General features: G+C 65.2%; 11 protein-coding genes. 3 read left to right on the forward strand and 8 right to left on the reverse strand.

Annotation, left to right across the window (positions count from 1 at the left end):
• Positions 1 to 223 precede the first annotated feature (223 nt).
• Entirely contained in the window at positions 224 to 520 is a 297-nt protein-coding gene (locus tag ACZ0AV_RS18850; protein ID WP_499152444.1) for a hypothetical protein, read from the forward strand.
• 119 nt (positions 521 to 639) lie between these two features.
• On the opposite strand, the gene ACZ0AV_RS18855 is transcribed toward ACZ0AV_RS18850, so the two are convergent.
• The gene (locus ACZ0AV_RS18855) at positions 640 to 1,032 is read right to left on the reverse strand and encodes a GFA family protein (RefSeq protein ID WP_499152445.1); all 393 of its coding nucleotides are present in this window, start codon (positions 1,030 to 1,032) and stop codon (positions 640 to 642) included.
• A 184-nt stretch (positions 1,033 to 1,216) separates the two neighbouring features.
• Positions 1,217 to 1,852: a TetR/AcrR family transcriptional regulator C-terminal domain-containing protein gene (locus tag ACZ0AV_RS18860; RefSeq protein ID WP_499152446.1), complete on the reverse strand. Its 636-nt coding sequence runs from the start codon at positions 1,850 to 1,852 to the stop codon at positions 1,217 to 1,219.
• A gap of 81 nt (positions 1,853 to 1,933) precedes the next feature.
• Between ACZ0AV_RS18860 and ACZ0AV_RS18865 the strand changes: the two genes are divergently transcribed.
• Positions 1,934 to 3,037 (forward strand): efflux RND transporter periplasmic adaptor subunit, encoded by a 1,104-nt coding sequence (locus ACZ0AV_RS18865; RefSeq protein ID WP_499152447.1) that lies wholly within the window; start codon positions 1,934 to 1,936, stop codon positions 3,035 to 3,037.
• Between the two features lie 6 nt (positions 3,038 to 3,043).
• The gene (locus ACZ0AV_RS18870; RefSeq protein WP_499152448.1) at positions 3,044 to 6,133 is read left to right on the forward strand and encodes an efflux RND transporter permease subunit; all 3,090 of its coding nucleotides are present in this window, start codon (positions 3,044 to 3,046) and stop codon (positions 6,131 to 6,133) included.
• Between the two features lie 330 nt (positions 6,134 to 6,463).
• Here the strand turns inward: ACZ0AV_RS18870 and ACZ0AV_RS18875 are convergent, their stop codons facing one another.
• The 6 genes from ACZ0AV_RS18875 to ACZ0AV_RS18900 all read right to left on the reverse strand — a co-directional run bounded on the left by ACZ0AV_RS18875 (position 6,464) and on the right by ACZ0AV_RS18900 (position 14,195).
• Entirely contained in the window at positions 6,464 to 7,141 is a 678-nt protein-coding gene (locus ACZ0AV_RS18875; RefSeq protein WP_499152449.1) for a DUF4197 domain-containing protein, read from the reverse strand.
• Positions 7,142 to 7,271: 130 nt separating this feature from the next.
• Entirely contained in the window at positions 7,272 to 8,297 is a 1,026-nt protein-coding gene (locus tag ACZ0AV_RS18880) for a peptidoglycan-binding domain-containing protein (RefSeq protein ID WP_499152450.1), read from the reverse strand.
• Between the two features lie 159 nt (positions 8,298 to 8,456).
• The gene (plsB, locus tag ACZ0AV_RS18885; protein ID WP_499152451.1) at positions 8,457 to 10,940 is read right to left on the reverse strand and encodes a glycerol-3-phosphate 1-O-acyltransferase PlsB; all 2,484 of its coding nucleotides are present in this window, start codon (positions 10,938 to 10,940) and stop codon (positions 8,457 to 8,459) included.
• 153 nt (positions 10,941 to 11,093) lie between these two features.
• Positions 11,094 to 12,032 (reverse strand): LysR family transcriptional regulator, encoded by a 939-nt coding sequence (locus tag ACZ0AV_RS18890; protein WP_499153400.1) that lies wholly within the window; start codon positions 12,030 to 12,032, stop codon positions 11,094 to 11,096.
• A 112-nt stretch (positions 12,033 to 12,144) separates the two neighbouring features.
• The gene (locus tag ACZ0AV_RS18895; RefSeq protein ID WP_499152452.1) at positions 12,145 to 13,668 is read right to left on the reverse strand and encodes a tripartite tricarboxylate transporter permease; all 1,524 of its coding nucleotides are present in this window, start codon (positions 13,666 to 13,668) and stop codon (positions 12,145 to 12,147) included.
• Positions 13,665 to 14,195, reverse strand: coding sequence for a tripartite tricarboxylate transporter TctB family protein (locus ACZ0AV_RS18900; protein WP_499152453.1), 531 nt, complete (start codon positions 14,193 to 14,195; stop codon positions 13,665 to 13,667). Before ACZ0AV_RS18900 ends, ACZ0AV_RS18895 begins: the two co-directional genes overlap by 4 nt.
• Positions 14,196 to 14,256 lie beyond the last annotated feature (61 nt).

Here is a 14,256-nt window from a genome sequence, read left to right on the forward strand (position 1 = left end):
CGCCACGCCGCGCCTGCCTGATCCCGGCGTTCGACGCCTGCGGTCTGTGCAGCGCTACGGCTGTCGCCGCCGCAGGCCCGAGCGGCCAGAACATGGGGATACAAATAGGCGCCTGCTGGCCAGGCGGTTTTGACGAAATTTATACATTTTCAACCGCAATAATCGCGTCCATTCGGGGCTGCCTGGCCGCTTCGTATCGACCTTTTTATCGAGTGAGACCTGTATGAAACTTCCCATGCGTTACCTGGCGCTCGGCGCCGTGAGCATCATCCTGTTGAGCGGCTGTGACGCCGCGGAAAACGCGGCCAACAAAGCCGTGGAAGATGCCAAGAACAGCGCTTCGCAGATCGCCAAGGACACCTTCAGCGAGTCGGCAGAGCAGTTCAGCAAGCAGATCGATGATGCCCAGGAAGCGACCAATTCCTGGATCAAGGGCGACGCGCCGGATGAGCAGGAGCCGGACGGCGAGCAGGCCCAGGACGATGCCGACGCCGAGGAACGCCAGCCGAACGAGACCTGATAGCTGGCAGCAGGCGTCAGTGAGTGACGCCTGCGCCTGAAGCGCGAGCCTTGCCGGCGGTCACGCGCCTCGCGCAACCCGCGCGATTGGCATGCTTCACTGGCTTGCAGGGCCGCGGTTCAGTCCTCGCGACGCCCGTGGCCATCACGGTCGTGCCGGTAATGGTGCCTGAGCGCAAAGGCCGGCAGCCAGGCTGCACGGCGTACCGTCCAGCTTTCGTAGGTGGGTATCAGCCCGTCGGCCGCGTCGAGCGCGCCGAGGCTTATTTCGATTTCGTCGCCGCTGCGGGCAAATACCGAGGAGCCACACTGCGGGCAGAAGCAGCGCCCGGCGTACTGGTGAGTGTCGCCGCTGATCGTCACGGCCTCCTGGGCAAAGATGGCCGCGGCGTAGAACAGAGCGCCGTGGTGTTTGCGGCAATCGAGGCAGTGACAGAGGCCGACCCGATACGGGCGGCCCGACGCCGCGATACGAACCTGGCCGCACAGGCAGCCGCCGGTGAATTGCTCCATCGCGTACCTCCTTATCCCCTTTCTTCGCCGTTCATCACGGGCGTGCGTTGGTCATGCCACGGGCACCCATGGCTCTGCGCTCAGGCAAGTCGGCATCCGCTTGGCGGCAGCGCTTCCCTGATCAACACGCTAGCAGGCGGCGGGCAATGGGGGCGGCCGCTCGGCAGCCCGGGAGGCAGCGCGCTCAGGGCCGATAGGCACGCAGGAAGGTCTGCACGGCGGCCTGGGCGTGCTGTTGCTGTTGCGCCTCGCTCTGTGGCGCGCCGCAGCCGATCAGCAGGCGGAAATTGGCGCAGCCCTTGAGCAGTGAGAAGAACTGATCGGCTGCCACCTGGGGTGACGCGATGCGCAAGTGGCCGTTGCTGTCTGCCTTGCTCAACAGCCGCTCCAGTTCCGCCAGCAGTGGCTGGGGGCCGGCTTCGTAGAACGTCTTCGCGAGCTGCGGGTCCTGAGCGCCCTGGCTGGTCATCAGGCGGTGCAGTGCGACGGATTCGGCACTGTTGATCAGGCGACAGAAGCCCCGCGCAATCTCCAGCAGCACCCCTTCCAGTGGCGCGCCGGCGGGCAACTCGAAAAGCAGCTCTGGCAACTGTTCCTCGCACTCGGCCTTCACGGCCGCGCAGAACAGCGTCTCTTTATCGGTGAAGTGACTGTAAACGGTCAGCTTGGACACACCCGCGTGGGCGGCGATGGCGTCCATGCTGCTGCCGGCGTAGCCGTGACGCAGGAACAGGCACTTGGCAGCGCCGAGAATGGCCGCCCGCTTGGCAGGATCCTTGGGGCGACCAGGGCTGGCAGGGGGCGAGGAGGGTTCAGGCATGGGGGCTGTTTCAATTTACCGTGGGCGAGTTACTATACTGGGCAGTACAAATATTAAAAAGTTCCTCAGAGGACGCTCATCATGCTGCGCCGCGCACTGTCCCGGGTTGTGCCTGTCTGCCTCGTCGTATTGCTGGTCGCCTGCAGCCAGGCGGAGGCGCCGCAGCAGGGCATTCGTCCGGCGATGGTCGCGCAGCCGCAGCCGGCTGCCGAGACGGTGGCCAGCTATCCCGGCGAGATTCGCGCGCGGCTGGAGCCGCAGCTGGCGTTTCGCATCGGCGGCAAGGTCACCAGGCGCCTGGTCGAGGTGGGGCAGCGCGTCGCCAAGGATGCTCCGCTGGCCGAGCTCGATCCCCAGGACGTGCGCCTGCAACTGGATGCAGCCCGTGCCCAGCTACAGTCGGCCGAGTCCAATCTGCAGTTGGCACGGGCCGAGCGCGACCGCTACCGCACGCTGCAGCAACGCGCAATGATCAGCAAATCCCAGGCCGACAGCGCCGAAAACACCTTTCGCGCCGCCGAAGCGCGTCTGCGTCAGGTGCGTGCGGAGCTCAACGTGGCAGACAATCAGGCCGGTTATGCGGTGCTCAAAGCGCCACAAAGTGGCGTGATCGTGCAGCGCAGCGCCGAGGTCGGGCAGGTCGTGGCGGCCGGACAGACGGTCTTCGTGCTGGCCGCCGACGGCGAGCGTGAGGTGCTGATCGATCTTCCCGAACAGGTGATCGGCAGCCTGGACATCGGTCAGCAGGTCGCCGTGGAGCTGTGGTCACAGCCCGGTGAACGCCTGGCCGGGCAGATACGCGAGCTGTCGCCAGCGGCTGATTCGCGTTCGCGCACCTATGCCGCCCGCATCGCCCTGCAGCAGCTCGATGCCCCGGTGGAGCTGGGCCAGAGCGCTCGCGTGTTCATCGCCCACAACGGCGACGTGCCGTTGGCCGTCCCGCTGTCGGCACTCACCGCCGAGAAGGGCCAGCCCTACGTCTGGGTCGTCGAACCGCAGAGCTCCACACTCAAGCGCACGGCGGTGCGCGTCGGCCCCTATGGCCAGCAGCAGGTGCCCGTGCTGGAAGGCCTGCAGGCCAGCGACTGGGTGGTGGTGGCTGGCGTGCAGGTGTTGCGCGAAGGGCAGCAGGTACGCCCGGTCGACCGGCACAACCGTGCGGTAGCGCTGGCAGCCAAGGAGTAAGCGCCGATGTCGTTCAATCTCTCCGCCTGGGCGCTGCAGCATCGCCAGATCGTCCTGTACCTGATGCTGCTGCTGGGCATCGTCGGTGCCCTGTCCTATGGCAAGCTCGGCCAGAGCGAGGACCCGCCGTTCACCTTCAAGGCCATGGTGGTGAAGACCAACTGGCCGGGCGCCACCGCCGAACAGGTGGCGCGCCAGGTCACCGAGCGCATCGAGAAGAAGCTCATGGAAACCGGCGAGTACGAGCGTATCGTGTCGTTCTCTCGGCCAGGTGAGTCGCAGGTCACCTTCCTGGCCCGCGACTCCATGCACTCGGCCGAGATTCCCGAGCTCTGGTACCAGTTGCGCAAGAAGGTCGCCGACATCCGCCATACGCTGCCGAGCGGCATCCAGGGGCCGTTCTTCAACGACGAGTTCGGCACCACCTTCGGCAACATCTATGCGCTGACCGGCAGCGGCTTCGACTATGCGGTGCTCAAGGATTACGCCGACCGCGTGCAGCTGCAGCTGCAGCGCGTCAAGGATGTCGGCAAGGTCGAGCTGGTGGGGTTGCAGGACGAGAAGATCTGGATCGAGCTGTCCAATACCAAACTGGCTACCCTTGGCCTGCCGCTCAGCGCCGTGCAGCAAGCCCTCGAGCAGCAGAACGCAATGGCCGTGGCGGGCTTCTTCGAGACCGGTTCCGACCGCGTGCAGTTGCGCACCAGTGGCAATTTCGAGAGCGTCGAGCAGATTCGCGACTTTCCCATCCGGGTGGCCGATCGCACCTTGCGCATCGGCGACGTGGCCGAGGTCAGCCGCGGCTTCAACGACCCACCCGCGCCGCGCATGCGCTTCATGGGCGAGGACGCCATCGGCCTGGCGGTGTCGATGAAGCCCGGCGGCGACATCCTGGTGCTCGGCAAGGCGTTGGAAACCGAGTTCACCCGCCTGCAGAACAACCTGCCGGCGGGCATGCAGCTACGCAAGGTGTCCGACCAGCCGGCAGCGGTTAAGACGGGCGTTGGCGAGTTCGTCAAGGTGCTTACCGAGGCGCTGATCATCGTCCTCCTGGTGAGCTTCTTCTCCCTGGGCCTGCGCACCGGGCTGGTGGTGGCGCTGTCGATTCCGCTGGTGCTGGCGATGACCTTCGCCGCCATGTACTACCTGAACATCGGCCTGCACAAGATTTCCCTCGGCGCCCTGGTGCTGGCGCTGGGGTTGATGGTGGACGACGCGATCATTGCCGTGGAAATCATGGCGATCAAGATGGAGCAGGGCTACGACCGGCTCAAGGCAGCGAGCTTCGCCTGGACCAGCACGGCGTTCCCGATGCTCACCGGCACGTTGATCACTGCCGCGGGCTTCCTGCCGATCGCCACGGCGCAATCGGGCACCGGTGAATACACCCGTTCGATCTTCCAGGTGGTGACCATCGCGTTGCTGATGTCCTGGGTGGCGGCGGTGATGTTCGTGCCCTACCTGGGGGCGCGGCTGTTGCCGGACCTGGCCAGTCGCGCCGCGCACAAACACCCTGGCGGCGCAGGCCACGACCCCTATGCCACGCCGTTCTACGGTCGTGTTCGTCGCCTGGTGGATGGCTGCGTGCGCTGGCGCAAGACGGTCATCGTGCTGACCCTGGCGCTGTTCGTCGGCTCCCTCCTGCTGTTTCGCTTCGTGCCGCAGCAGTTCTTTCCAGCCTCGGGGCGGCTGGAGCTGATGGTCGATTTCAAGCTGGCCGAGGGCGCCTCGCTGATCGCCACCGAGGCGCAAGTGCGGCAACTCGAAGAGCGCCTGGCCGGCCACGTGGGCGTGGACAACTACGTGGCGTATGTCGGTACCGGCTCACCGCGTTTCTACCTGCCACTGGACCAGCAGTTGCCCGCCACCAGCTTCGCGCAGATCGTGGTGCTGGCGAAAACCATCGAGGACCGTGAAGCCCTGCGCAGCTGGCTGATCGGCGTGCTGCACGACGACTTCCCGACCCTGCGTACCCGCGTCGCGCGGCTGGAAAACGGGCCGCCGGTTGGTTATCCGGTGCAGTTCCGGGTGTCCGGCGAGTACATCGACGAGGTGCGCGGGCTGGCCCGTCAGGTCGCCGACAAGGTGCGCGACAACCCCTACGTGGTCAACGTGCACCTGGACTGGGAAGAGCCGAGCAAGGTGGTGTACCTGAATATCGATCAGGATCGCGCCCGGGCCCTGGGCGTGAGCACGGCCGACGTCTCGCGCTTTCTGCGCAGTGCGCTGAACGGCTCGTCGGTCAGTGACTACCGCGAGGACAACGAGCTGATCGAGATCCTTCTGCGCGGCACCCCGAACGAGCGTCAGGCGCTGCAGCTGTTACCGAGCCTGGCCGTGCCTACCGACAGCGGCAAGAGCGTGGCGCTGGCGCAGATCGCTACCCTCGAATACGGCTTCGAGGAAGGCGTGATCTGGCACCGCAACCGCCTGCCTACGGTAACCGTACGCGCCGATATCTACGGCCCGCAGCAACCAGCGACGCTGATGGCGCAGATCCTGCCGACCCTCGACGAGATCCGCGGCAGGCTCCCCGATGGCTACCTGCTGGAAGTCGGCGGTGCCGTGGAGGATGCCACCAAAGGCCAGGCGTCGGTGAACGCCGGCGTGCCGTTGTTCATCGTGGTGGTGCTGACGCTACTGATGCTGCAGCTCAAGAGTTTTTCGCGTTCGGCGATGGTGTTTCTCACCGCGCCGCTGGGGCTGATCGGCGTGACATTGTTCCTGCTGCTGTTCGGCCAGCCGTTCGGGTTCGTGGCCATGCTCGGGACCATCGCGTTGTCAGGGATGATCATGCGCAACTCGGTGATCCTCGTCGATCAGATCGAGCAGGACAGGGCTGCGGGGCTGGATGCCTGGGCCGCCATCGTCGAGGCCACGGTACGGCGCTTTCGACCTATCGTGTTGACCGCCCTGGCGGCGGTGCTGGCGATGATTCCGCTGTCACGCAGTGTGTTCTTCGGGCCGATGGCGGTGGCGATCATGGGCGGGTTGGTGGTGGCCACCGCCTTGACGCTGCTGTTTCTGCCCGCGCTCTATGCGGCATGGTTCCGAGTCAAGCCGGTCGACAGGGTGCAGGCTGCCGGCGACAGTTAACAGCCTGTTCATGATTTTCGGGGCTGCAAACGTCTAGCAATAAGGCAAAAGCAGACGTTCGGTGATTCATTGTGGGAACGGGCCATGCCCGTGATTACTCGCGGGCACGGCCCGCTCCCACAGTCGTAGGGTGGACGACGCCTCACCTACGCGGCCCGCCCCTTCCACCGATCGCAATGGTGGATGAAAAGAGCGTCATCCACCCTACGTCTGCTCCCGCTACTTTTCAGCCATTGCAGTCTTACGCTGGACGACGCTTTATCCATCCCGCAACGCAGAAAAAAGGGGCTGGCGCACACCGCGCCAGCCCCTTTTCTTGCAGCTCGCCGCTTACAGCGCGCCGAAGACTTTCTTGGCCAGGCTGGTGGCAGCGGCGGCCGGGTTTTCACGGATCCCGGCTTCCTGCTTGGCGATCATCTCGAACAGGCCATCGAGGGCCTGCTCGGTCACGTAGCTTTCGATATTCGCGCTCTTGGCATCGAGCACGCCAAAGGTGGCGGCCTGGCTGGCGAAGCTGTTGTACTGCTTGGCGAGGCCGACCTGGTCGGTGGCCTGCTTGACGATGGGCAGGAACCTGGCGCGAATCTGCTCGCGGCTGCTCTTGTTCAGGTACTGGGTGGCCGAGTCCTGCGGGCCGGAGAGAATCCCCTTGGCGTCCTGCACGGTCATCTTCTTCACCGCGTCCACCAGCAGCGCCTGGGCTTGCGGAACCGCGGCTTCGGCGGCCTTGTTCATGCTGGTTTCCAGTTGCTCGACCTGGGCGCCCATGCCCATCATCTTCATGGTCTTGGCCGCCTTGCCGAGTTTGCCCGGCAGTTCGATGCGCACCTCGGGGTTGCCGCTGAAACCACCCGGCTTGCCAAGCTGCTGCACGGCCACCTTGGCGCCCTGGGTGAGGGCATCCTTGAGGCCGCCGCTGGCGTCCTGCTGGCTAAGGTCGGAAAGCGACAAGGCGAACACGTTGGCGGACAGCAGCAGGCCGGCGACGAGAGCGGGAATGCGGAGCATGGCAGTAACCTTCGAGCGGTGAGATATGCAGCGAGCTTAGCAGGCTGGCGCGGCGCTCGGCGAAGGTTGCGCGAAGAGGGTGGTGAACGCTGGCGCGCGGCACACCCGTTGCGGGCGTGCCGCTACGGGTCTACTGGACCTCGAGCGCGGTCAGGCTTTCCAGGGTGATGGCGCCGACGGCGAGGCCGTTGGCGGTCTGGAATTCGGTCAGGGCGCTGAGGGTGCGCTTGCCGAGCTTGCCGTCGACGCTGCCCGGGTCGAAACCGCGTTTGACCAGGCTCTGCTGCAAGCGGGTCACCAGGTTGTCGTTGATGTCGCCATCGCAAACGGTCTGCCGCGAGACGATACGTGCGCTGCCCTCGAAGCGAGTGACCTGCAGCTGGCGCTTCTCCTCCGGAACGATGATCTGGTTGGCTTCGACCGGCTTGACCACCTCGGTGGCGGCGACCTTGGTATATTCCGGGTCCAGGGTGACTTCCACGGCCTGGGCCGGCTTGTCGACGATCCAGCGCGTTACGCTCTTGTACTCGGCCGGGTCGGTTTCGACGCGCACGGTTTCTGGCGAAACCAGCTTCTTGATCTTCACCACTTCCTGCTTGGCCGGTACCTGGCGCGCGCAGAACGACATGGCACCGGTGCCGCTGGAGTAGCGGGTGCCGGCGGCGCGACACTGGTCGAGCACGGTCTTGGATTCTTCGAGGGTGACGGTTTGCTGGGTGTCTTCGTACACCGCCGGCACGACGATGTAGCGCTTGACCTCGGGGCGCACCTTCACCTGCTCGGAAACCACGCGGTAGGTCGGCGGCTCGATGCGGTAGGTCTTGGTGCCCTCACGGGTGACCACCTGCTTGAAGCCTTTCTCGAGTTCGGCCGGGGTGACGGTGATCTTGTTGACCGAGTCCCTGACCACCACGTCCTGGGTGCTCTGCACCGGGCGCGGTCTGACCTGGGCATGCACCCAGCACTGGCCGGGCTGGATTTCATATTCCTGGGGCTCGCGGGCGGCCGGCGCAGCGCTGGGCGCCTCGCTGGGCGTAGCAGCGGCAACCGGCTGCGGCGCGGGTTGCGCGCTGGCGGGTGCGGCGGCGGTCTGTTCTGCGACTGCAGCCGGTTGCGCCGGCTTTTCTTCTTGAGAGGTCGATGCGGACGGTTGCATGGCGCAACCGGAAACCACGATCGCCAGTGATCCTAGAATGGTGTGATAACGCACGAAAATCCCTGCCCTAAGTGGCCCCAACGATGCATCTTAGGGGCTGTGACGGCAAACCTCAATAACGCCCGGCGCACTCGGCGCCTCGATGAGATAGCCGGCGGGTCAGAGCCCGTCGATCAGCTCCTCGCTGCGATCCATGGTCACCTGACGGATCGACAGGCGGATTTCCGCTGGCAATACCCGTTTTGCAGCGCCCTCGGCCAGTTCGGCGAAGGCCGGGTGGTGGCTGAGTTTGCCGGCCTCGTCCTGGCGCAGCACGCCCTGGTCGAGCAGCGTCTGGATGAAGTGGCGGAACAGGCTCTTGTCGAAATACTCCGGCGCGTTCAGCCCATGCAGAATCGACAGGCGCTGCGCCATGACCGTGCACAGGTCTTCCAGCTCTTCGGCGCTGATGTTGTTCTGCCCGGCGTTGAGCAGCAGGGCACTGGCCATGTAGAAGCGTTGCAGCGTCTGGGCGATGGCGCGTGACAGCAGGGTCAGCAGCACGAAATTGCGCGAGCTGGGCGCCGGGCGCACGTACAGGTCGTTCTCGACCTTGAGCAGACCCCGCTCGACGAACGCCTGCAGCCACTGGTCGACCACCTCTTCGAGCTCGTCCGCCGACCAGCGGATGTACAGCTCGGCCTGCAGGTACGGATACAGCGCGTGGACGAAGCGCAGGATCTGTTCGCGGCTCATCCGCCCGCTGCTCTGGAAGAAGCTGGCGATCAGGCCGGGCAGGGCGAAGATGTGCAGCACGTTGTTGCGGTAGTAGGTCATCAGGATGGCGTTCTGCTCATCCAGATACAGGATGCGGCCCAGCGCATCCTTTTGCTCCGACAGCAGCTGCATGTCGCGCACGTATTCGATCAGCGCCAGGCCATCACCTTCTGGCAGCGTGGTGTGCGGTGAGTAGGGCACGCGGCGCAGCAGGCTCTGGTAGAGGTCGAGAATGCGCACCAGGCCGCGCTCGTCCAGCGCCAGCTTGCTGGTCGACAACAGCGCCAGCGCCACCAGGTTGACCGGGTTGATCGCCGCTGCTTCGTTGAGGCGCTGGACCACCCGCTCGCCAAGGCGATTGGTGGTCTCGTTGAGCCAGGCCGGGCGATAGTCCGGGCCCAGGCTCTGCTCGCGCCAGCCGGGCTGCTGGGCATCGAGGAAAGCGTCGAGCTTGATCGGTTCGCCGAAGTTGACCCACACGTGGCCGAAGCGTTGCTTGAGTGCGCCGATGACCTTGAAGATGTCGAAGATCGACTCCTTCTTCTTGCTCGCGCCGCGCAGCTCGCCCAGGTAGGTGCGGCCCTCCAGCACGCGCTCGTAGCCGATGTACACCGGCACGAACACCACCGGCAGGCGATGGCTCTGCAGGTAGCTGCGCAGGGTGATGGCGAGCATGCCGGTCTTTGGCCTGAGCATGCGCCCGGTGCGTGAGCGGCCGCCCTCGACGAAGTACTCGACCGGGTAACCCTTGCTCACCAGCGTGTGCAGGTATTCATTGAACACCGCCGTGTACAGCGGGTTGCCCTTGAAGGTGCGGCGCATGAAGAAGGCGCCGCCGCGGCGCAGCAGGCCGCCGATGATCGGCATGTTGAGGTTGATGCCGGCGGCGATGTGCGGTGGCGTCAACCCATTGCGAAACAGCAGGTAGGACAGCAGCAGGTAGTCGATATGGCTGCGGTGGCAGGGCACGTAGATCACTTCATGGCCCTGGGCGATGTCCTGCACGCCTTCGATGTGGTTGACCTTGATACCGTCGTAGATCTTGTTCCAGAACCACGACAGGATCAGCTCCAGAAAGCGGATTGCCGTGTAGGTGTAGTCCGAGGCGATCTCGTTGCCGTAGCGCAGCGCCAGCGCCTCGGCCTTGGCAGGGGAAATGTTCTCGCGCTCGGCTTCCTCGGCTATCGCCTGGCGCACCTGGGGGCCGTGTACCAGGCCCTTGACCAGGTTGCGGCGGTGCGACACGTCGGGCCCGATGACCGCAGCCTTCTGGTTGCGAAAGTGCACCCGCAGGATGCGCTGGACCATGCGCAGGGTGCGTTCCTGACCCTTGTTCTGGGCGATCAGTTCGCGCAACTGGATGGGTGTGGAAAATTGCACGCGGGTGGTACGGCCCAGGATCACGATACTGACCAGCCGGCGCAGCCGGCCGGTGACTGCCCAGCCGTCGGCGAACAGCAGCTTCCAGGCGCTGGTCTCGCGGTTCGGTGACTGGCCCCAGAACACGCTGACCGGAATGATCTGCGCCTCCTCGGCGCTGTTCTCGCCGAGCGCGTTGACCATGCGCTGCAGGGTCGGCGAAATGCCGCGCTTGTCCTGGCGGCCCAGCCAGTCGGGCTCCGGTGTCAGGTAGAAGAACGCGGCCGGCTCGATCAGCCCGCCCACCGCGACCGGCAGCACCGGGCGTGGCAAGCCGGTCTTGGTGCATTCGTGATCGAGTACCGCCAGGTCGCTCACCGATGGCTGCTGCAGCACGTAGAACACCGGCTTGCTGCGGTCGAGCTTGAGGGTGAAAGCCGACTGGTTGATGGTTTCCGAGCGAACCCACAGATACAGCAGGCGGCGCAGGGTGCCAAAGGCAAGGCGGCGAAGCGGGGAGCGGGTCATACGAGATCTGGCTGCGGCGACGAGCCTGGGCTCGGGGCCGTTAGTGTGCCGGATCACCGCCCTGTCGGCAAAATCTTGTAAAAGTTGCCGTTTCGTTGCGAAAAGCGCGGTTGCGCAGCGGCCACGGTGTGATGGACCCGGCTGCTGGCGCACTCACTCGTTGATGTGTTCGCCTTTCACCGCATCGATGAACGCCTGCATGGCCGACGACTGGATACGGTGGCGGCGGGTGATCAGGCCGTACGGCGGCAGGCGCGGTTCGAAGGTGATCGGCAGGACCTTGAGCAGGTGCTTGCCGGGGTAATCGTTGATCACCGAGACCGGGGTCACGCCGATCATGTCGGTCTGCTGCAGGAGCGACAACAGGGTCATGATCGAGGTGGTTTCCACGATGCTGCTGGGAATGTCGACCCGTGCGTTGTGGAATGCCTGGTTGATGATGGTGCGCATCGGGCTGGGGTGCTGCTGCAGCACCCAGGTGAGGTCCTGCAGCTCTGCCCAGGTCAGCTTGCCGGCGCCGGCCATGGGGTGCTGGGCACCGGCGATCACGCACAGGGTTTCCTCGCCGAGGCTGTCGAACAACAGGTCGTCGGTGCGTGCGCCGTCGGGAATGCGGCCCAGTACCACGTCCAGCTGATCCTGCTGCAGGGCCTGCACCAGCACGTCGCTGGTATCGACCTGGATGCTCATGGAAAGCCGTGGGTGGCTCTGCTTCAGGGTGGCAATGGTGCGCGTCAGCAGGCCCGAGGCCAGCGCCGGAATCGCGCCGATGGTGACCCGCCCGAGGTTGCCGGACTCCAGCGCGGCGAACTCTTCGCGCATGCCCGACAGCTCGGCAAAAATCATCTTCGCGTAGTAAATCGCGGTTTCGCCAAAGGCTGTGGCACGCATGCCGCGCGGCAGGCGTTCGAACAGCTCGACACCGAGCAGGCTCTCTGCCTCATGGAGCATCTTGGTGGCCGCCGGTTGGGTCATGCCGATCTCCTCGGCGGCGCGGCGCAGCGAGCCGAACTCCTGCAGGGCCAGCATCAGGCGTAGCTGCCGCAGGCGCAGGCGGCTGTGGATGATGCTGGCGTCAGGAATGCGGGACATGGCGCGGCTCGTGGCGGGGGCCTCGGCCAAGGGTGACAAGAAATCGCGGCGCTCGCCAGTCATCAGCGAGCGCCCCGTGGCAGTGGCCAGAAACAGCCCGGCCTGGCGGCGATCACGAGACATGGCGAGCCTGCCTGGCCTGGCGCAAGCCGAGCAGTGCCTTGAGCCCTCGGGCCAGCAGCGGCCAGAACAGCATCACCAGTGCCGCGGTGGTCAGGCTGCCAACCAGCGGGTTGGACCAGAAGATCGACAATTGTCCATCGGAGAACAGCATCGACTGGCGAAATGCGTCTTCGGCCTTGTCGCCCAGCACCGCGGCGAGAATCAGCGGGGCGATGGGGTAGCCGAGCTTCTTGAACAGGTAGCCCAGGGCACCGAAGATCAGCATCAGGCCGACGTCGAACATCGAGTTGTGCACCGAATAGGCACCGATCGAGCAGATCATGATGATGATCGGTGCGATGATCGAGAACGGGATGCGCAGGATCGAGGCGAACAGCGGCACCGTCGCCAATACCACGATCAGGCTGACCACATTGCCCAGGTACATGCTGGCGATCAGGCCCCAGACGAAGTCGTGCTGCTCGACGAACAGCGTCGGCCCAGGATGCAGGCCCCAGATCATCAGGCCGCCGAGCATCACTGCGGCGGTGGCCGAGCCAGGGATGCCCAATGTCAGCATCGGCAGCAGGGCGCTGGTGCCGGCGCTGTGGTCGGCGGTTTCCGGGGCGATCACACCCTCCATTTCGCCCTTGCCGAAGTTGTCGCGGTTCTTGGAGAAACGCCGCGCCAGGCTGTAGCTCATGAACGAGGCCGCGGTCGGCCCGCCGGGGGTAACGCCCATCCAGCAGCCGACCAGGGCACTGCGCAGCCAGGTCAGCCAGTAGCGCGGCAGCTTGGCCCAGGTGCGCAATATGGTCATCGGCGTGATGCGCGCGCGCTCGCCGCGAAACACCAGGCCTTCTTCGACCGTGCAGAGAATCTCGCCGATACCGAACAGACCGATCACCGCCACTTCGAAGCTCAGGCCCGACAGCAGCCACGGTTGGTCGTAGGTCAGGCGCAGCTCGCCGGACACGGTGTCCATGCCGACGGCAGCCATGGCGAAGCCGATCATCATCGCCACCACGGTTTTCAGCGGCGGGTTCTTGCTCATGCCGATGAAGGTGCAGAACGCCAGCAGGTACACGGCAAAGAACTCGGGGGAGCTGAACGCCATGGCGAACTCGGCGATGCGCGTCGACAGGAAGGTCAGCAGCAGCACGCCGACCAGCGCACCGAGCAGTGCCGAGGTGAAGGCTGCGGTCAGCGCTTCGCCGGCCTGGCCGTTGCGGGCCATCGGGTAGCCGTCGAAGGTGGTGGCCACCGACGAGGGTTCGCCCGGAATGTTGAACAGGATCGAGGTGATCGAGCCGCCGAACAGCGCGCCCCAGTACATGCACGACAGCAGGATGATTGCCGACACCGGCTCCATGGTGAACGTCAGCGGCAGGAGCAGAGCGACCCCGTTGGGGGCGCCCAGGCCGGGGAGTACGCCGACGAGAATGCCGAGCAGCACGCCGATGACCATCAGGCCGATGTGGTGCGGCGTAAGGATCAGTGCCATGCCCTGCATGAGGGAGTCGATTTCGCTCATCGCGGCAGCCCTCCGGCGACGGCCACCAGGTCACCCAGCACACCGCTGTCGAGCGGCACCTTGAACCACAGCGCGAAGATCAGGTAGCTGGCCAGCGCAGCGCCGCAGGAAATCGCCGCCACGATGGGAAGGCCATACGGCGTGCTGCGCTGGCGGTCACGCCACATGAACCAGGCGATGAACACCGCCGAGGCCAGGTAGATGCCAGCGAACGGCATGGCGACCACGTACAGGACGATTGGCAGGAACACTGCCAGCACCTGGCCGAAGGCCTTGCGGCTGACGAAGGCCGCACTCATGACCGGGTTGCGCAGCAGTGCCAGGATCAGGTTGCCGATGCTGGCTGCGGTCATCAGCAAGCCAATATAGAAGGGGAAATAACCGGCCTCGGGACCGCTATCGCCCCAGCCGATACCGATGTCGATGCTGCCGAACATGACGATGCTGCCAAGTGCGGCGGTGAACAGCGCCAGGCCGATTTCCACCCAGCGGGTGGCGACCAGCGGCGTATCCGTGGTGTTGGACATGAGGGTCTCCTCGCGGTGTGCAGGGCTGCCCGGTGCCTGTCTGGCTCCGGGCGAGGTAGGC

The sequence above is a fragment of the Pseudomonas sp. AC532 genome, from assembly GCF_979258965.1.

Excerpts from the sequence above, each read along its gene's own strand:
- ACZ0AV_RS18850 (WP_499152444.1), top strand. The coding sequence starts at position 224 with ATGAAACTTCCCATGCGTTACCTGGCGCTCGGCGCCGTGAGCATCATC.
- ACZ0AV_RS18855 (WP_499152445.1), bottom strand. The coding sequence starts at position 1,032 with ATGGAGCAATTCACCGGCGGCTGCCTGTGCGGCCAGGTTCGTATCGCG.
- ACZ0AV_RS18860 (WP_499152446.1), bottom strand. The coding sequence starts at position 1,852 with ATGCCTGAACCCTCCTCGCCCCCTGCCAGCCCTGGTCGCCCCAAGGAT.
- ACZ0AV_RS18865 (WP_499152447.1), top strand. The coding sequence starts at position 1,934 with ATGCTGCGCCGCGCACTGTCCCGGGTTGTGCCTGTCTGCCTCGTCGTA.
- ACZ0AV_RS18870 (WP_499152448.1), top strand. The coding sequence starts at position 3,044 with ATGTCGTTCAATCTCTCCGCCTGGGCGCTGCAGCATCGCCAGATCGTC.
- ACZ0AV_RS18875 (WP_499152449.1), bottom strand. The coding sequence starts at position 7,141 with ATGCTCCGCATTCCCGCTCTCGTCGCCGGCCTGCTGCTGTCCGCCAAC.
- ACZ0AV_RS18880 (WP_499152450.1), bottom strand. The coding sequence starts at position 8,297 with ATGCAACCGTCCGCATCGACCTCTCAAGAAGAAAAGCCGGCGCAACCG.
- plsB (WP_499152451.1), bottom strand. The coding sequence starts at position 10,940 with ATGACCCGCTCCCCGCTTCGCCGCCTTGCCTTTGGCACCCTGCGCCGC.
- ACZ0AV_RS18890 (WP_499153400.1), bottom strand. The coding sequence starts at position 12,032 with ATGTCCCGCATTCCTGACGCCAGCATCATCCACAGCCGCCTGCGCCTG.
- ACZ0AV_RS18895 (WP_499152452.1), bottom strand. The coding sequence starts at position 13,668 with ATGAGCGAAATCGACTCCCTCATGCAGGGCATGGCACTGATCCTTACG.
- ACZ0AV_RS18900 (WP_499152453.1), bottom strand. The coding sequence starts at position 14,195 with ATGTCCAACACCACGGATACGCCGCTGGTCGCCACCCGCTGGGTGGAA.